Below are 16,986 nucleotides of genomic sequence, written 5' to 3'. Positions count from 1 at the left end.
GGGGCCGCCGTACGCCTGCTTCCTCCGGTTCAGCGGAGGGCGTTTTCCAGCCACTCGGCGTCGATCTCGCCCTCGGCGACGATCACGGCGGGCCCGGTCATCTCGATCTCGCCGTCGGGCCGCTCGGTGATGACCAGGCGCCCGCCGGGCACGTCGACGGTGTACGTCGCCGGGGTGCCGGTGACGGCCGGGTCGTCGCCGTCGCGCCGGGCGGCGGCCACGGCGACGGCGCACGCGCCCGTGCCGCAGGAGCGGGTCTCGCCGGAGCCGCGCTCGTGCACGCGCATGGCGACGTGGCGCGGGCCGCGGTCGACGACGAACTCGACGTTCACCCCGTCCGGGTAGGCGTCCGCCGGGCTGACCGGCGGCGGGTCGAGCAGGCGGCCCGCCTGTGCGAGGTCGGTCACGAAGGCGACCGCGTGCGGGTTGCCCATGTTCACGTTCCGCGCGGGCCAGCTGTTCTCGCCGACGCTCACCGTGACGTCCCCTTCGGGGAGGCGGGCGCTGCCCATGCCGACGGTGACGTCACCGTCCTTCGCGATGTGGACGGTCCGCACGCCCGCGCGCGTGGCGATCGTGAGGTCCCCTTCAGCCACATGTCCGGCGTGCTGGAGGTAGCGCGCGAACACACGGACGCCATTGCCGCACATCTCGGCGATCGAGCCGTCGCTGTTGCGGTAGTCCATGAACCACTCCGCCTCGGCGGCCATCTGCGCGGCCTCGGGGTGCGCGGCGGACCGCACCACGTGCAGCACGCCGTCAGCGCCGATGCCGGCCCGGCGGTCGCACAGGGCGGCGACGGCGGCCGGGGTCAGGTCGAGGGCGTTCTCGGGGTCCGGGACGATCACGAAGTCGTTCTCGGTGCCGTGACCCTTGAGGAAGGCGATCCGCGTGCTCATTCCTCGATCGTACGGGAGCGTTCCGCTGGGAGGCGGAGGGGAGGCAGGGGGTGGGGCGGGCGGCGCGAGCAGTGGGACGGCGCTGGTCGGTGGGGGTTGAGCGCGCAGTTCCCAGCGCCCTGTCCGGGTGCTTCAGCGGAGCCTTGCTACTCGCCAGACGGCGAGGACGACCACGACGGCCACCAGCAGGACGTAGCCGAGCACGACCCGCCAGTCGGGGCGGCGTCCGGAGCCGCGCGGGGGCAGGCCGGGCCAGGTGTAGCCCACTCGGCGGGCGGCCATCATGCCCCAGCCCGCGGCGCAGGAGCAGATCAGCAGGCCGAGCATGGCGATGACGGCGCCGCTGTCCCCGAAGTCGAAGGCGAGCGGAAAGGCGAACATCAGGGAGCCGACGGCGGAGAGTCCCACGATCGGGGCGAGCTGCCAGATGCGCAGTCGGCGCTGCGGGCGCAGCTCGACCTCGACCTCCGGCCCGCCCGGGTACATCTCCTCCGGCGTCGGTCCGTCGGCGGTCACGCCGCCCGGCGTCTCCTCGGGTCCGTCGTCGGCCAGAGGGTTCCCGGCCTGGCCCGGTTCGTCACCGTCGGTGGTGACGTGCTCGGCACTTCGTGCGGTGTCGCGAGGGCCGGCCTCCATCGCCACGCGCCCTCCCAACTAGGCTCCACTTGGTCGATCGAAGCTCGATGATGGCACGGCACCGAAGGCCGCGATGACCGGCGACGCATCCCGATGCCATCACGTGATCAGGCTGTAACCGGTCGTTCGACCAACGCCAGGGCCTGCTGCGGAAGTTCCCCGCGGTCCGCCACGGCCCCACTCAGCCAGTGCACCCGGGGATCCCGCCTGAACCACGAATCCTGGCGGCGCGCGAAGCGCTTGGTGGCGCGTACGGTCTCGGCCCGCGCCTCCGCTTCGGTGCACTCCCCGGCGAGCGCCGCGAGCACCTGCTGGTAACCCAGCGCGCGCGCCGCCGTACGCCCCTCACGCAGTCCCCGCGCCTCCAGGGCACGCACCTCGTCCACCAGGCCCGCGTCCCACATCCGGTCGACCCGGCGCGCGATGCGGTCGTCCAGTTCCGGACGGGCCACATCGACCCCGATCTGGACGGTGTCGTAGACGGAGTCGTGCCCGGGCAGGTTCGCGGTGAAGGGCTGGCCGGTGATCTCGATCACTTCCAGGGCCCGGACGATACGGCGGCCGTTGCTGGGAAGGATCGCGCGGGCGGCCTCGGGATCTGCGGCGGCCAGGCGGGCGTGCAGCGCACCGGAGCCGCGCAGCGCCAGCTCCTCCTCCAGGCGGGCCCGGACCTCGGGGTCGGTGCCGGGGAACTCCAGGTTGTCGACGGCTCCGCGGACGTACAGACCGGAGCCGCCGACCAGGATCGGCCAGCGCCCCTCGGCGAGCAGCGCGTCGATCCGCGCGCGGGCCAGTTTCTGGTACTCGGCGACCGACGCGGTGAACGTCACGTCCCAGATGTCCAGCAGGTGGTGTGGAACGCCGCCGCGCTCCTCGGGCGTCAGCTTGGCGGTGCCGATGTCCATCCCCCGGTACAGCTGCATGGAGTCGGCGTTGACGACCTCGCCGCCGAGCTGCTGGGCCAGGAAGACACCGAGATCGGACTTGCCGGCCGCGGTGGGACCGACTACGGCGATGACGCGGGGGGCGAGGGGTGCGCTGCTCACCGCACCAGTCTCGCAAACCCGCGGACGCGGTCTCGAACGAGTTACGTGACGGTGCAGGACCCGGGTCGTTGCCCGAGGCGAAGCGCCGCCTGCCGGAGTGCCGGAGGCGGTGACCCGGGCGGCGCAACCTGACGCACGGGGTGACGCGGGAATTCGCCCGCACGAGTACCGTATGGAGTGGATATGGGCGTGTTTGCACGACTCCTCGGCAGGTCGAAGACGACTCAGGAGGCCTCGGCCGCCGAGGCGCAGGCCGGCTCGGAGGCGGAGGGAGCCGAGGCGGAGGCCGCGGAGCCGGCGGAGTCGAAGTCGGGGGAGACGAAGTCGGCAGAGGAGAAGTCGGCGGAGGCGAAGGATGCGGCCGAGGACGGGTGCGAGGACCTGACGGCACGGGCAGAGGCCCGTTCGGGCGACGACGCGTCCGGCAGCGCCGACATCCCCAAGCAGCAGTCCGCCGAGGGGGCCGCCGACAACGAGGCCGGCGACGGCGCCCGCAGGTAACTGTCCCGCGAGGGAAGGTGGACCATGGGTCTGATGGACAACATGAAGAGCAAGCTTGCCCCGGCCAAGGACAAGATGGCGCACCTCGCGCAGCAGCACGGGGGCAAGGTGCAGCACGGCATCGACAAGGCCGCGAAGGTCGTCGACGAGCGGACCAAGGGCAAGTACAGCGACAAGATCCACGCGGGCACGGGCAAGGCCAAGCACGCGATGGACCGCCTCGCGCACAAGGAAGGCCCGGGCCCTGGGGCGACTCCCGGCGACCCGACGGCTCCCACCCGGCCCGAGGGACCACCGCCGACTTCCTGACGACAGGGTCGTGAGGTCCCTGGTCCTCAGAACGGCAGGATGGTCGCCTCAACGGAAATGTGTCCGCCACAACGGCACAGTGATCGCTCCACCTGCACGGTGATGACCTTGAGGCACGGTGATCGGCGGACGGCCGCGGAGCGGAAACCGCTCCCGGACGTCCGCCGTTTCCGCCCCCGGCAGAGCGCGCGTCGACGCCCCCACCGCGGCCAGGTCCCAGGCCTAGGACCAGGTGGCGACCAGGTACCCCACGCCGTACGGCGCGTCCTCGTACAGCAGGGCGCCGCTGAGGTCCGCGCCCTCGGCGGCGCCGGACAGGACTTGCCAGGGGGCACGGCCCGAGGCCTTCAGCTCGTACGCCAGCTCCGCGTCCAGTGCCTGGACGGCCGCCAGGTCCGCCGCGCCCAGCGCCCGCGCGACCTCCGCGTCGAAGGGTGCCGCCCGCTCGTCCAGGTAACCCGGCGCCTTGGCCGTGCGGCACGCGCTGGCGTCTCCCATCACCAGCAGCGCCACCCGCGCGGCCCGGGCGCCGATCTCCCTTCCGACTTCGATACACCGCTCGGGCGCGAGCGGTTCCCCGATGCCGAGCCCCTCGATCGGAGCATCCGCCCAGCCGGTCCGCTCCAGCAGCCAGGCACCGACGGCCAGGGAGGGCGGTAGCTCGCGCTCGGGGGCGGCGGCGTCCGTGGCACGGCCCAGGCGGACGTCCAGGTCGACCCCGAACCCGCGGAAGGAACCCGGGGTGCCCTGCGGAAACGGTCCGCGCCCGCTCTGCTCGGCGGGCCCGAGGACCACCAGCAGGTCAGGGCGGGCGGCGGCGAGCACACCGAGCGCGTCCGTGCACGCCGCGCGCGCGGCGTCCAGTTCGGGTGCCGCACCGGCGGCGATCTCGGGCACGAGCAGGGGTGGGCAGGGGCAGACTGCGGCGGCGACAAGCATGATCGGCAGGGTACGCCGTCAGTAGGCGATCGGTCCGGAGTCCCACTCCAGCTCGGTGAAGAGGAAGTGGTACGTGAAGACGCCGCCGGAGGAGCCGTCCCCGATCAGCATCCAGCCGTCACCCGTGCGGTACCGGCGCATCCGCACCGGATACATCGGGTGCCGGGGCTGGTACAGGCGTACGAGTTCCGCGAACCGCGCCTCGGCCTCCTCGCGCTCGCCGTCGATCGTGGCCATCAGCTCGTACTGCTTGCGGTACGGCCCCTCCCCGGGCGGTCTGTCGAGCAGCAGCGCCCATCGAGCCATCGGCTCGTCCTCCCCCGTGTTGCGTTTGTCGACAAGGAGTCCGCCAGGGCCGGTCCGTCGCGTCCGAAGACCGGCCGTGGCGGGTCAGTCGCAGCCGCAGCCGCTGCCCGTGGCGACCGGCAGCGGCGCCGGTACGCCGACCTTCGGCAGGCCCAGCATGACGCCGGCCGGCTTGGCGGCCTCGGCGGCGTTGCGCTTCTCCCAGGCGTCGCCCGCGCGCGTGCGGCGCACGTCGAGGACGGACCCCTCGGCGAGGAGGTGGTGCGGGGCGGCGTAGGTCACCTCGACGGTGACCACGTCACCGGGGCGCACCTCCTGCTCCGGCTTGGTGAAGTGGACCAGGCGGTTGTCGGGGGCGCGGCCGGAGAGGCGGTGGGTGGCGCCGTCCTTGCGCCCCTCGCCCTCGGCGACCATCAGCTCCAGGGTGCGGCCGACCTGCTTCTTGTTCTCCTCCCAGGAGATCTCCTCCTGGAGGGCGACGAGCCGCTCGTAACGTGCCTGGACGACCTCCTTGGGGATCTGGTTGTCCATGGTCGCGGCCGGGGTGCCGGGGCGCTTGGAGTACTGGAAGGTGAAGGCCTGCGCGAAGCGCGCCTCGCGGACGACGTGGAGGGTCTGCTCGAAGTCCTCCTCCGTCTCACCGGGGAAGCCGACGATGATGTCGGTGGTGATCGCGGCGTGCGGGATGGCGGCACGGACCTTCTCGATGATCCCGAGGTAACGCTCCTGCCGGTACGACCGGCGCATCGCCTTCAGGACGGTGTCCGAGCCGGACTGCAGCGGCATGTGCAGCTGCGGCATGACGTTGGGCGTCTCGGCCATGGCGGCGATCACGTCGTCGGTGAAGTCGCGCGGGTGGGGCGAGGTGAAGCGGACGCGCTCCAGGCCCTCGATCTTCCCGCAGGCGCGCAGCAGTTTGCTGAAGGCCTCGCGGTCGCCGATGTCGGAGCCGTAGGCGTTGACGTTCTGGCCGAGCAGCGTGATCTCGCAGACGCCCTCGGCGACCAGCGCCTCCACCTCGGCGAGGATGTCGCCGGGACGGCGGTCCTTCTCCTTGCCGCGCAGGGCCGGGACGATGCAGAAGGTGCAGGTGTTGTTGCAGCCGACGGAGATCGACACCCAGGCCGCGTACGCGCTCTCGCGCCGGGTCGGCAGGGTGGACGGGAAGGCCTCCAGCGACTCGGCGATCTCGACCTGTGCCTCCTCCTGGACGCGGGCGCGCTCCAGCAGGACGGGCAGCTTGCCGATGTTGTGCGTGCCGAAGACGACGTCCACCCAGGGCGCCTTCTTCACGATGGTGTCGCGGTCCTTCTGCGCGAGGCAGCCGCCGACCGCGATCTGCATGCCGGGCCGTGAGGCCTTCTTCGGGGCGAGCCGGCCGAGGTTGCCGTACAGCCGGTTGTCGGCGTTCTCCCGCACGGCGCACGTGTTGAAGACGACGACATCGGCGTCCCCGTCCGACCCCTCGGGCGCCCGCACGTACCCGGCCTCTTCGAGCAGCCCGGACAATCGCTCGGAATCGTGGACGTTCATCTGGCACCCGTAGGTGCGGATCTCGTAGCTCTTGGGGGCTTGAACGTCCACTGCGGGGCTCCGGTCGCTGCTGCTGGTCATGCCCTCAAGGGTAGGCGCTCCCGGAAGGCCCTCCGCCTACCGCCGTTGCGACCGATTTGCCACCCATTACTCCGACATAAGAGCGGCCGTGTACGGCGGGGTCGACCTGTCCGGCACCCCGCGGCTCCAGCTGTCCATGTTCGCGCGCCGGACCTCACCACGGTGACAGCGCCGGGGCAGGTGTCAGGCTGCGCCGCCCGGTATCCACCCCTGGCGGCGCAGTACCGCCGACACGTCCGGCGCCCGGTAGTGCTCCCCCTTGAGGACCTTGCCGTCGGCCCGGCGGACGACCTGTCCGTCCGGGCCGAGCTTGCTCATGTTGGCGCGGTGGATCTCGGCGATCACCTCGTCGAGGTCGATGCCGTGGACCAGTGCCGTGCCGTACGCCACGTAGACCACGTCCGCCAGCTCGTGCGCGAGCCGGTCCAGCGGGCCCTCGACCGCGACCTCGGCGACCTCCGCGGCCTCCTCGGCGAGCAGCTCCCCGCGGTGGGCGGCCAGTGCGGGGGACACCTCACTCGGCGTGCTGCGGGCGTCGAGGCCGAAGGCGAGGTGGAACTCACGGACGAGGTCGGCGGGCGAAGTGCTCATGCGCCGACTCTAACGGCCGCCACTGACAACGCCCGCCGGCCGCGGCCGGATCCCGGTACGACCCCGGTCCTGGTCACCGGCGCGCGTCGCCTGGCAGGATCGCCGCATGTCCAAGGTGTTCTCCCGAATCAGCAGGCGCCGGGCGCTGCAGAGCTCGGCCGCCGGTGTCGTGGCCCTCGGGCTGCTGCTGTGGTGGCTGCTGCCCTTCGGCGAGACGCCGCCGAGCGGGACGATCGTCTTCAGCACCGGTACGCCCCGGGGCGTCTACCAGGAGTACGGCGAGCGGCTGCGCACGGAGCTGGCGAAGGACATGCCAGGGCTGGAGGTGAAGCTGCTCAACAGTGCCGGTTCGCAGGAGAACGTCCAGCGGGTGGCGACCGGCCAGGCCGACTTCACCATCGCGGCGGCCGACGCGGTGGAGACGTACCAGCTGCGGCACGGCAGCGGAGCGGGGCGACTGCGCGGCGTGGCCCGGCTCTACGACGACTACGTGCATCTCGTCGTGCCCCGCGGCTCGGGCATCAGGAACGTCGCGGATCTGCGGCACAAGCGGGTGGCGACCGGACTGCCCGACTCCGGCGTGCGGCTGATCGCCGACCGGGTGCTCAGGGCGGCCGGCATCGACCCGCAGAAGGACATCACGCCGGTCGCGGACGGCATAGACACCGGGCCCGGACGGCTGCGGCAGGGGAAGATCGACGCCTTCTTCTGGTCGGGCGGGCTGCCCACGAAGGGGCTGGTCGCGCTCGCGAAGCAGTCCGCCTTCACGTTCGTGCCGATCGACGGTGACCTCATCACCAAGCTGCACAGCCAGGGGCAGGGGGCGCGTTACTACCGGGCCACCAACATCCCCGAGTCCGCCTACCCGGCCGTGCAGCAGGGCACGCAGGTGCCGACGATCGCCGTGTCCAACCTGCTGATGACCCGCACGGACATGGACCCCCGGCTGACCGAGTGGGTGACGCGTACGGTGATCAAGAGCCGCGACGGCATCGGCGCCCACGTCCACTCCGCGCAACTGGTCGACCTGCGCACCGCCATCTACACCGACCCCCTGCCCCTGCAGGCGGGCGCCCGGCGCTACTACCGGTCGATGAAGCCGTAGCCGGTCCGCCTCGGACAGGGCTCCGACAGGGCCCTAGGACACCTGCCGGCTCTCCGTGTTCCGCGGCACCGAGACCGTCACCCGCAGCCCCCGCGGCTCGTGGTGGGCGTAGTCGATCGAGCCGCCGCCGGCGGCGAGCAGGGCGCGGGAGATCGACAGGCCCAGGCCCGAACCCTTGACGTTCTGGTGGCGGCCGCTGCGCCAGAAACGGTCGCCCACGCGCGCGAGTTCCTCATCGGTGAGGCCGGGGCCGGTGTCGGTGACGACGACCGTGGAGGTGTCCCCGTCGGCGGAGACGGTGACCTCGACCGTGCCGCCCTCGGGGGTGAACTTGACGGCGTTGTCGATCACCGCGTCCAGCGCGCTGGACAGGGTGATCGAGTCGGCCCACCCAGTGGTGGGCGGGCAGTCGCCGGTCAGCCGGACGCCCTTGGCGCTGGCGACCGGTGACCATGCGGCCACCCGCTCCTCGGCCAGGGCGCCGATGTCGGTCAGCCGGAGGTCGGCCTCGGCGTGCTCGGCCAGCGCCAGGTCGAGCAGGTCGTCCAGAACCTGCGCGAGGCGCTTGCCCTCGGTGCGGACCGAGGCGATCTCCTCGTTGTCCTCGGGGAGTTCGAGGGCGAGCAGTTCGATGCGCAGCAGCAGCGCCGCAAGCGGGTTGCGCAGTTGGTGCGAGGCGTCGGCGACAAAGGCGCGCTGCTGCTCCAGCACGTTTTCGACGTTGTCCGCCATCTCGTTGAACGAGCGGGCCAGCCGTCTGAGTTCCGGCGGTCCGCCGGCGGCCGCGACCCGGGACTTGAGGCGTCCGGTGGCGATGTCATGGGTGGTTGCGTCCAGCACCCGCACAGGTTTGAGCACCCAGCCGGTAAGGCGCAGGGCCGCGCCGACGGCGAGCAGCATCGCCGCTATCTCGCCGGCCCCGATGAACAGCCAGCCGCGCAGGATCCGCGACCGCATCTGCCCGGTGGGCGAGTCGGTGACGACGACCGCCACGACGTCCCCGTCGCGGATCACCGGCGACGCGACGATCAGCTGGTTGCGCTGCCAGGGCCACACCTGCTGGGGGTCGTGGCTGCGCCGGCTGAGCAGCGCCTCGTCGAATGCCTCCCGCATCTCCCCCGCGCGCGGTACGAACCAGTCGCCGGGTGCGTTGGCCATCGCCGAGCCGTTGCGGTAGTAGACACCGGCGCGTATGCCGTAGACGCCGTAGTAGCTCTCCAGTTCGCTGCGCAGGGTCTCCCCGCGCTCGTCGCCGGTGGTGCGTCGGGAGCCGCCGGGTGCGTCGGTGACGAACTGGGCGAGCGCGGCGAAGCGTGCCGTGTCGTCGATCCGGTCGACGACGACCCGTTGCTGCTGGGCGGCGGCCACGCTGACGGCGAGCGGGATGCCGAGCGCGAGCAGGACGGCCGCCAGCAGGACGATGAGCAGCGGGAGGAGCCGTGTGCGCACCCGTCCCCGCTAGACGGCCGGGGCGACGAGCCGGTAGCCGACGCCGCGTACGGTCTCGATCAGCGCGGGCATGCGCAGTTTGGCCCGCAGCGAGGCGACGTGCACCTCCAGGGTGCGGCCGGTGCCCTCCCAACTGGTGCGCCAGACCTCGCTGATGATCTGTTCCCGCCGGAAGACCACCCCCGGCCGCTGGGCGAGCAGCGCGAGCAGGTCGAACTCCTTGCGGGTCAGTTGGACCACCGAACCGTCCACGCTGACCTGCCGGGTGGGCAGTTCGATGCGCACAGGACCGAGGTGCAGGGCGCTCTCGCCGACGGTGGCCGGGTCCTCGTGGGCGGTGCGCCGGCTGACGGCGTGGATACGGGCGAGCAGTTCGCCGGTGTCGTACGGCTTCACCACGTAGTCGTCGGCGCCCAGGTTCAGCCCGTGGATGCGGGAGCGGACGTCGGAGCGCGCGGTGACCATGATCACCGGGATGCTGGTGCGCTTGCGGATCTTGCCGCAGACCTCGTAGCCGTCCTGGTCGGGCAGGCCCAGGTCGAGCAGGACCACGCCGAAGCCGGCGCCCTCGGGGACCAGTGCCTGCAGGGCCTCCTCGCCGCTGCGCGCGTGGGTGACGTCGAAGCCGTGCCGCGCGAGGACGGCGGACAGGGCCGCGGCGACGTGGTTGTCGTCCTCGACGAGGAGCAGTCTCATCGCGGCCCCCTCCGGTTCAGCGGTCGTACGGTCTCGGTTGTCGTCGGTCTCGTCATGACGTGCACGCGCCCGTGCACCATGGCAGTGACGCTGATGGACAAGGACGGCGTCAAGAGAGTTCCGGTTGCCCACCGCTTCCGTTATCCGGCCGATACGCACGCAGGTCACAAGTGCTACGACATGTGTCCGATTGCTATCGGATCGTGATGCTCAGATCTCCCTCAGATGTGATGACGCAGGTCACAGCCGGTCACTACTGTCCTCGGAAACCCGAGGAGGACGGAGCCCGAGAGCGATGACCAATGTATCGGTGGCCAAGGAAGACGTGGCCACGTCAGACGAACTGGTCGTCCTGAAGAGCGTCAACAAGCACTTCGGCGCGTTGCACGTGCTCCAGGACATCGACCTGACGATCGCCCGCGGCGAGGTCGTCGTGGTCATCGGGCCCTCCGGGTCCGGAAAGTCGACGCTGTGCCGCACCATCAACCGCCTGGAGACGATCGATTCGGGCACCATCGCGATCGACGGCAAGCCCCTGCCGCACGAAGGCCGCGAACTGGCCCGGCTGCGGGCGGACGTCGGGATGGTCTTCCAGTCCTTCAACCTCTTCGCGCACAAGACCGTGCTCGAGAACGTCATGCTGGGCCAGCTCAAGGTCCGCAAGGCGGACAGGAAGCAGGCCGAGGAGAAGGCGCGGGCCCTGCTGGACCGGGTCGGTGTGGGCACGCAGGCCGACAAGTACCCCGCCCAGCTGTCCGGCGGCCAGCAGCAGCGTGTCGCCATCGCGCGGGCGCTGGCCATGGACCCGAAGGTCATGCTCTTCGACGAGCCGACCTCCGCCCTCGACCCCGAGATGATCAACGAGGTCCTCGAGGTCATGCAGCAGCTCGCCCGTGAGGGCATGACGATGATCGTCGTCACCCATGAGATGGGCTTCGCACGTTCGGCTGCCAACCGCGTGGTCTTCATGGCGGACGGCCGGATCGTCGAAGAGGCTGCGCCCGACCAGTTCTTCAGCAACCCGCGCAGCGACCGGGCCAAGGACTTCCTGTCCAAGATCCTGCACCACTGACGGTACGGGCCCCGGCACCCGCACGATCCGGGTCGCTCCCCCAGACGGACCTCGTTCCTCACCACTCAAAGGATGTTCAGCATGAAGCTCCGCAAGGTCACCGCCGCGTCGGCCGTCCTCGTCGCCCTCTCCGTGGCCGCCACCGCGTGCGGCGGCGACAAGAAGGACGACGACAACTCCTCCGGTGGCGGCAAGAAGATCACCGTCGGCATCAAGTTCGACCAGCCGGGCATCGGCCAGAAGACCCCGCAGGGCTACTCCGGTTTCGACGTCGACGTGGCCACCTATGTCGCCAAGAAGCTCGGTTACGGCGCGGACCAGATCGAGTGGAAGGAGTCGAAGAGCGCCGACCGCGAGACCATGCTGCAGCGCGGTGACGTCCAGTTCATCGCCGCCTCCTACTCGATCACCCCGGAGCGTCAGCAGAAGGTCGACTTCGCGGGCCCGTACCTGCTGGCCCACCAGGACGTGCTCCTGCGTGCGGACGAGGCGAAGATCAAGTCGCCAGCGGACCTCAACAACAAGAACCTGTGTTCCGTGGCCGGTTCGACCTCGGCGCAGAACGTCAAGAAGACGCTGGCCCCGAAGGCGAACCTGCAGACGTACCCGACCTACTCGGCGTGCCTGTCCGGCCTGCAGAGCGGCGCCATCGACGCCCTCACCACGGACGACTCGATCCTCGCCGGTTACGCCTCCCAGACCCAGTTCAAGGGCAAGTTCAAGCTGGGCGGCTTCAAGATGACCAACGAGAACTACGGCATCGGCGTCAAGAAGGGCAGCGACCTCAAGGCCAAGATCAACAAGGCGCTGGAGGAGATGGTCTCCGACGGTTCCTGGGAGGCGGCCGTGAAGAAGAACTTCGGCCCGGCCAACTACAAGAACGAGCCCGCTCCGAAGATCGGCGACATCAAGAGCTGAGGCAATGCCCGACCGGTGCGCCGCCCCTGACGGCGGCGCACCGGGGCATCCCTACACGCGGAAGCGCGGGAGATCGTGTTCGACTTTCTAGGACGTTACGACGTACTGGGCGCCTTCTGGACGACCGTGCAGCTCACGCTGCTGTCGGCCGTCGGCTCCCTGGTCTGGGGCACCATGCTGGCCGCCATGCGGGTGGGCCCGGTACCGCTGATGCGCGGTTTCGGTACCGCCTACGTGAACATCGTGCGGAACATCCCGCTGACGGTGATCATCCTGTTCTCCTCGCTCGGTCTCAGCCAGACGCTGGGCATCACCCTCGGTGCGCACGACTTCAAGGTCCAGGGCTTCCGGCTGGCCGTGCTCGGCCTGATCCTCTACACCTCGGCCTTCGTGTGTGAGGCGATCCGCTCCGGCATCAACACGGTGCCGGTCGGCCAGGCCGAGGCCGCGCGGGCCATCGGCCTCAGCTTCACACAGGTGCTGGGCCTGATCGTGCTGCCCCAGGCGTTCCGCGCGGCCATCGGACCGCTGACCAACGTGCTGATCGCCTTGACGAAGAACACGACGGTAGCCGCCGCGATCGGGGTGGCGGAGGCGGCGTTCCTGATGAAGGAGATGATCGAGAACGAGGCGCAGCTGCTGGTGATCTCGGCGGTCATCGCCTTCGGGTTCGTGTGCCTGACCCTGCCGACCGGCCTGATCCTCGGCTGGGTGGGCAAGAAGATGGCGGTGAAGCGATGAGTTCCGTCCTGTACGACGCCCAGGGCCCCCGCGCCAAGCGGCGCAACGTCCTCTATACCGCCCTCTTCCTGCTGGCCCTCGCGGCAGTGGTGTGGTGGGTGTACAAGGCCCTCGACGACAAGGGCCAGCTGGCCTGGTCATTGTGGAAGCCGTTCCTCAGCGGCACCGAGGCGTACTCGACGTACATCTGGCCCGGTCTGCAGAACACCCTGAAGGCGGCGGCGCTGGCCATGGTCATCGCGCTTCCCCTGGGTGCCGTCCTCGGCATAGCCCGGCTGTCGGACCACGCGTGGGTGCGCGTCCCGGCCGCGGTCGTGGTCGAGTTCTTCCGCGCGATCCCCGTCCTGGTCCTGATGATCTTCGGGCTCGCGCTCTTCGCCCAGTACACCGACGTCAGTTCGGACGACCGTCCGTTCTACGCGGTGGTGACCGGCCTGGTGCTGTACAACGCGTCGGTGCTCGCTGAGATCGTCCGCGCGGGCATCCTCACCCTGCCGAAGGGCCAGTCCGAGGCGGCCGTGGCGATCGGTCTGCGCAAGGGTCAGGTGATGCGGCTCATCCTGCTGCCGCAGGCGGTCACCACGATGCTGCCGGCGATCGTCAGCCAGCTGGTCGTCATCGTGAAGGACACGGCTCTCGGCGGTGCGGTGCTCACCTTCCCCGAGCTGTTGGCCTCGGCGAACACGATGGCCGGCTACTACGGCAACATCATCGCCTCGCTGACTGTCGTAGCCGTGATCTTCGTGGTCATCAACTTCTCGCTGACGTCGTTCGCGAGCTGGCTGGAGGGCCGGCTGCGGCGGCGCAAGAAGTCGACCGGCGCGGTGCTCGGTGCCCAAGACGTGGCGGACATCGCGGGTACGGCGGCGACCGGAGGCGACCCGGAGGGCACTGCGGCGGGCGTAGGCGACTTCGGCGGCGCCAGGAAGTGACGCTCACTCACGTCGTATGACTCGACCGGAGGCAGTGGCATGATCGCCACTGCCTCCGGTCGCTTGACGCAAACTCTGCCAATGGGTTGCATACGTTCTGTGATCGTGCACCCCGCTCCCCCTTCCTGTTCACTTGTCTCCGTCAGGGCATCGTCACGGGCAGGGGGCGCCGCGTCATGGACCCGGTGATCATCGTCGGAGCGGGGCCCGTCGGGCTCACGCTGGCCCTGGCCCTGGCCCGGCAGGAGGTGCCGTCCGTCGTCCTGGACGAGGGCCCCGGCAAGGACGAACCCCGCCCGGCGCGCACCGTCGTGCTGCGCGAGGACACAGCCGCCCTCGTGGAGCGGCTGACCGGGGTCGCACTCGGTGAGCACGGCGTGCGCTGGGCCGGATGGCGGTTGCTGCGGCGCAAGCAGGTGATGAGTGAGGTCGTTTTCGACGAGGCCTCCCCCGCCGCCCCGCTGCACATCGCCCAGCACGTCCTCACCCACGCCCTGCGCGCCGCCATCGACGACCAGCCGCTGGTGAAGGTGGTGGTGGACAGCCGCCTCGACTCGATCGAGCAGGAGCGTTCCGGCATCACCGCGCACACCCGGGGCGCTCAGGGCACCTGGTGGCGCGGCAGCTATCTGGTCGGGTGCGACGGAACCCGCTCGACGGTGCGCAAACTCCAGGACATCCGCTTCCCTGGCCGCACCGCGGTGGAACGACACGCGGTCGCCGCGCTGCGCGCGGAACTTCCGTGGGAGGGTCAGGCGTTGCTCCATCGGACGCTGCCGTGGCGGCAGTCCGGGCCCTCGGCCGGGGAGGTGATCGCCCGCCCCCTCCCGGACGGCGTGTGGCGCCTGGACTGGCTGCTGCCGCCGGGCAAGGAGCTGGTCACCCCCGAGATCCTGGTGGCCCGGATCCGCGAGACCCTCGCAGGCTGGACCGGCGGCTCCACGCCGGCGTACGACCTGCTCGACACCGGTGTCCACACCGTGCACCACCGGCTGGCCCGCCGGTGGCGCGTCGGCCGCGTCTTCCTCGCCGGGGACGCGGCCCACCTGCTCGGCGCGTTCGGCACCCAGGGGCTGGACGAGGGCCTGCGGGACGCCGACAACCTCGCCTGGAAGCTGGCCGTCGCCTGGCACCGCGGCCCGCACGAGGCGCTGCTCGACAGCTACCAGGCCGAGCGGCGCGCGGTGGTCGCCGCCCGGCTGCGCGCCGCCGACCAGGTGCTGCCGGTGCTGCGCGGTGGGGGCGGGCTGCGCCACATCGTGCCGGGCGCGGCCAGGGGCCACGACGGGTTGCTCACGGACGGTCACCTGGGCCGCGGGACGCTCGGCGCGCCGGGGACGTACGCCGACTCGCCGCTCGCACCCCCGCCCCTGGAGGCGGAGATCCCGGTCGACACCCCGCCCGGCGCACCGGTCACGGACGTACGGGTCACCGCTGAGGACGGCTCCTTCGTCCAACTGCGCGACCGGCTGGGCCGGGGCGCGCTGCTCGTCGTCCTGATCGCGCCGGGTACGGGGGTATGGGAGCGCAAACACTGGGTCTCCGCCGGGGTGATGCCCCGGCTCGCGGCCGCCGTGACCGCGCTGCCGCACCCCGCCGAGCTGCTGGTCGCCGAGAGCTACCCGGGTGCGCCCGCGCACAGTGTGCTGCTCGTGCGCCCCGACGGCCACCTGGTGACCGCGTTGAGCGGGGTCCGCCCGGCCGACCTGTACGCGGCGGCCGAGGCCGCGCTGGGCGGCGCGGTGAAGCAGGAGGCGGAGGCCGGTTCCGGCGCGCGCTGACCGTGAGCCCCGTCACGCTCTGTCCACATGGTGACGGTGAATTGACCGGCGTACGGCAGCGTGCTGTACTCCGGATCGTGACCGACACCTGTGTGCGCCTGTGGCGGAGGGTCCATATGGACCTCGTCCGCTATGCGGGCTGCGTGTGTCGCCCGTCCTGCTGAATTCGCACCCCCTCCTTCCGGGCGCCGTCATGCGCCCGTTCCGCGAACCTTCCTCAGGACGGTGTACGTGTCTGTCTCCTCCCCCTCCGTGTCCGTGTCCCCTGCCGTCGGCTCGGCGCCCACCCAGGCGGACCTCCTCGACTTCGTACGGCGCACGGCGGCCGACGCCGAGCTGATCGCCTCTCTCCCGCTCGATCCCGAAGGCCGCACCTGGGTACGGCTGGAGGGGCCCGGCGGCAGCGAGGCCTGGCTGATCGGCTGGCCGCCCGGCACCGGCACCGGCTGGCACGACCACGCCGACTCGGTCGGCGCCTTTCTCACCGCCTCGGGCGAACTCAAGGAGTACTCCCTCGCCGCCCGGCTGCCCACCGACGGCTGGAAGACCCTGGAACTCACCGAGGGCGTCGACCGCGAACGCCGGCTGCCCGCCGGGGAGGGCCGCGCCTTCGGCCGCCACCATGTGCACGAGGTGCTCAACGAGTCCCCCGACCAGCACGCGATCTCCGTCCACGCCTACTACCCGCCGCTGCCGCGGATCCGCCGATACAGCCGCACGGGTCAGGTACTGCACCTGGAGCAGGTCGAACGCCCGGAGGACTGGCAGTGACCGGCAGGATGGGCAGGGCACTGGTGGACAGCGAGGAGTCAACGGTGAGCGCGACGCACGAGGGTCCGGTCGGCGGGGACGGGTCGGTCGTGAGCCCGGCGGGTGTACGGCCCGCTGGAATCACGGAGTCGACGCTGGGCGCGGCGGGTGAACGACCCGTCGACACCGCGGAGTCGACGGTGAGCAGGACGGGTGAACGACCCGTCGATGTCGATGCCAGGGAGTCGGCACCGAGTGCGAACGGTGAACCGCCCGTCGGCATCGATGAGCTGCTGGAGCGGGTGCGCGCGGGCTACCGGCGCATCGAGGCACGGGAGGCGCACGAGGCGGCGCAAACCGGCGACGCACTGCTGGTCGACATCCGGTACGCGGCCCTGCGCGAGCGGGACGGGCTGATCCCCGGCGCCCTCGTCGTCGAACGCAACGAACTGGAGTGGCGCCTCGACCCGCAGGGCAGCCACCGCGCACCCCAGGCCACCGGACACGACCTGCGCGTCGCGGTGATCTGCAACGAGGGCTACGCCTCCAGCCTCGCCGCGGTCTCCCTCCACCAACTGGGCCTGCACCGGGCGACGGATCTGGTGGGCGGCTTCCAGGCGTGGCGCGCGGCGGGGCTGCCGGTGGAGCCGGTGACCTCCTGAGCCGTGCGGTGCGCGGTCCGGTCATGCGCCGGGCAGTAC

General features: G+C 71.0%; 20 protein-coding genes. 11 read left to right on the top strand and 9 right to left on the bottom strand.

The features are described 5' to 3' along the window. Positions 1 to 29 precede the first annotated feature (29 nt). The 3 genes from dapF to miaA form a co-directional block, all read right to left on the bottom strand. The gene (gene dapF / locus ACGFRF_RS31790) at positions 30 to 899 is read right to left on the bottom strand and encodes a diaminopimelate epimerase (RefSeq protein WP_393745877.1); all 870 of its coding nucleotides are present in this window, start codon (positions 897 to 899) and stop codon (positions 30 to 32) included. Positions 900 to 1,031: 132 nt separating this feature from the next. Beyond that, the gene (locus ACGFRF_RS31785) at positions 1,032 to 1,535 is read right to left on the bottom strand and encodes a hypothetical protein (protein WP_393746076.1); all 504 of its coding nucleotides are present in this window, start codon (positions 1,533 to 1,535) and stop codon (positions 1,032 to 1,034) included. A 107-nt stretch (positions 1,536 to 1,642) separates the two neighbouring features. Beyond that, positions 1,643 to 2,581 carry a tRNA (adenosine(37)-N6)-dimethylallyltransferase MiaA gene (gene miaA / locus ACGFRF_RS31780; protein ID WP_393745875.1) on the bottom strand — a complete coding sequence of 313 codons (939 nt, stop codon included), beginning with the start codon at positions 2,579 to 2,581 and terminating at the stop codon, positions 1,643 to 1,645. Between the two features lie 183 nt (positions 2,582 to 2,764). Here miaA and ACGFRF_RS31775 point away from each other — a divergent pair, with 183 nt between their 5' ends. Both ACGFRF_RS31775 and ACGFRF_RS31770 read left to right on the top strand, forming a co-directional pair. Next, complete coding sequence (locus ACGFRF_RS31775) at positions 2,765 to 3,082, top strand: hypothetical protein (protein WP_393745873.1); 318 nt, start codon at positions 2,765 to 2,767, stop codon at positions 3,080 to 3,082. 24 nt (positions 3,083 to 3,106) lie between these two features. Continuing rightward, positions 3,107 to 3,391, top strand: coding sequence for an antitoxin (locus ACGFRF_RS31770; protein ID WP_393745871.1), 285 nt, complete (start codon positions 3,107 to 3,109; stop codon positions 3,389 to 3,391). Positions 3,392 to 3,613: 222 nt separating this feature from the next. Here the strand turns inward: ACGFRF_RS31770 and ACGFRF_RS31765 are convergent, their stop codons facing one another. The 4 genes from ACGFRF_RS31765 to ACGFRF_RS31750 form a co-directional block, all read right to left on the bottom strand. Then, positions 3,614 to 4,330 (bottom strand): class III extradiol dioxygenase subunit B-like domain-containing protein, encoded by a 717-nt coding sequence (locus ACGFRF_RS31765; protein ID WP_393745869.1) that lies wholly within the window; start codon positions 4,328 to 4,330, stop codon positions 3,614 to 3,616. Positions 4,331 to 4,348: 18 nt separating this feature from the next. After that, positions 4,349 to 4,636, bottom strand: a complete 288-nt coding sequence (locus ACGFRF_RS31760; RefSeq protein WP_393745867.1) for a hypothetical protein — start codon at positions 4,634 to 4,636, stop codon at positions 4,349 to 4,351. 84 nt (positions 4,637 to 4,720) lie between these two features. Beyond that, positions 4,721 to 6,250, bottom strand: coding sequence for a tRNA (N6-isopentenyl adenosine(37)-C2)-methylthiotransferase MiaB (miaB, locus tag ACGFRF_RS31755; RefSeq protein WP_393745865.1), 1,530 nt, complete (start codon positions 6,248 to 6,250; stop codon positions 4,721 to 4,723). A gap of 183 nt (positions 6,251 to 6,433) precedes the next feature. Continuing rightward, positions 6,434 to 6,841, bottom strand: coding sequence for a MazG nucleotide pyrophosphohydrolase domain-containing protein (locus ACGFRF_RS31750; protein ID WP_393745863.1), 408 nt, complete (start codon positions 6,839 to 6,841; stop codon positions 6,434 to 6,436). A gap of 106 nt (positions 6,842 to 6,947) precedes the next feature. Between ACGFRF_RS31750 and ACGFRF_RS31745 the strand changes: the two genes are divergently transcribed. Beyond that, complete coding sequence (locus ACGFRF_RS31745) at positions 6,948 to 7,946, top strand: TAXI family TRAP transporter solute-binding subunit (RefSeq protein ID WP_393745861.1); 999 nt, start codon at positions 6,948 to 6,950, stop codon at positions 7,944 to 7,946. 33 nt (positions 7,947 to 7,979) lie between these two features. Here the strand turns inward: ACGFRF_RS31745 and ACGFRF_RS31740 are convergent, their stop codons facing one another. Next, a complete protein-coding gene (locus ACGFRF_RS31740) occupies positions 7,980 to 9,395 on the bottom strand; it encodes a sensor histidine kinase (RefSeq protein ID WP_393745859.1) in 1,416 nt (471 codons plus the stop codon). A 9-nt stretch (positions 9,396 to 9,404) separates the two neighbouring features. Beyond that, positions 9,405 to 10,091, bottom strand: a complete 687-nt coding sequence (locus tag ACGFRF_RS31735) for a response regulator transcription factor (protein WP_393745857.1) — start codon at positions 10,089 to 10,091, stop codon at positions 9,405 to 9,407. 295 nt (positions 10,092 to 10,386) lie between these two features. On the opposite strand from ACGFRF_RS31735, the gene ACGFRF_RS31730 reads away from it, so the two are divergent. From ACGFRF_RS31730 to ACGFRF_RS31695, 8 genes are all read left to right on the top strand, one after another. Further along, positions 10,387 to 11,163, top strand: a complete 777-nt coding sequence (locus tag ACGFRF_RS31730) for an amino acid ABC transporter ATP-binding protein (RefSeq protein WP_393745855.1) — start codon at positions 10,387 to 10,389, stop codon at positions 11,161 to 11,163. 81 nt (positions 11,164 to 11,244) lie between these two features. Continuing rightward, a complete protein-coding gene (locus ACGFRF_RS31725; protein WP_393745853.1) occupies positions 11,245 to 12,081 on the top strand; it encodes a glutamate ABC transporter substrate-binding protein in 837 nt (278 codons plus the stop codon). A gap of 75 nt (positions 12,082 to 12,156) precedes the next feature. Then, positions 12,157 to 12,822, top strand: a complete 666-nt coding sequence (locus ACGFRF_RS31720; RefSeq protein ID WP_393745851.1) for an amino acid ABC transporter permease — start codon at positions 12,157 to 12,159, stop codon at positions 12,820 to 12,822. After that, the gene (locus ACGFRF_RS31715; RefSeq protein ID WP_393745849.1) at positions 12,819 to 13,754 is read left to right on the top strand and encodes an amino acid ABC transporter permease; all 936 of its coding nucleotides are present in this window, start codon (positions 12,819 to 12,821) and stop codon (positions 13,752 to 13,754) included. Before ACGFRF_RS31720 ends, ACGFRF_RS31715 begins: the two co-directional genes overlap by 4 nt. Before the next feature lie 176 nt (positions 13,755 to 13,930). Next, the gene (locus ACGFRF_RS31710) at positions 13,931 to 15,535 is read left to right on the top strand and encodes an FAD-dependent monooxygenase (RefSeq protein WP_393745847.1); all 1,605 of its coding nucleotides are present in this window, start codon (positions 13,931 to 13,933) and stop codon (positions 15,533 to 15,535) included. 116 nt (positions 15,536 to 15,651) lie between these two features. Continuing rightward, complete coding sequence (locus tag ACGFRF_RS31705) at positions 15,652 to 15,699, top strand: hypothetical protein (protein ID WP_309506048.1); 48 nt, start codon at positions 15,652 to 15,654, stop codon at positions 15,697 to 15,699. A 67-nt stretch (positions 15,700 to 15,766) separates the two neighbouring features. After that, complete coding sequence (locus tag ACGFRF_RS31700; RefSeq protein ID WP_393745846.1) at positions 15,767 to 16,306, top strand: cysteine dioxygenase; 540 nt, start codon at positions 15,767 to 15,769, stop codon at positions 16,304 to 16,306. A gap of 260 nt (positions 16,307 to 16,566) precedes the next feature. Next, positions 16,567 to 16,947: a rhodanese-like domain-containing protein gene (locus ACGFRF_RS31695; RefSeq protein WP_393746074.1), complete on the top strand. Its 381-nt coding sequence runs from the start codon at positions 16,567 to 16,569 to the stop codon at positions 16,945 to 16,947. Positions 16,948 to 16,986 lie beyond the last annotated feature (39 nt).

The organism is Streptomyces sp. NPDC048521, from assembly GCF_043199855.1.
In the GTDB taxonomy this organism is placed as follows: domain Bacteria; phylum Actinomycetota; class Actinomycetes; order Streptomycetales; family Streptomycetaceae; genus Streptomyces.
The sequence above is the reverse complement of the archived record's forward strand: the minus strand, read 5'-3'. Positions and strand labels throughout refer to the sequence as shown.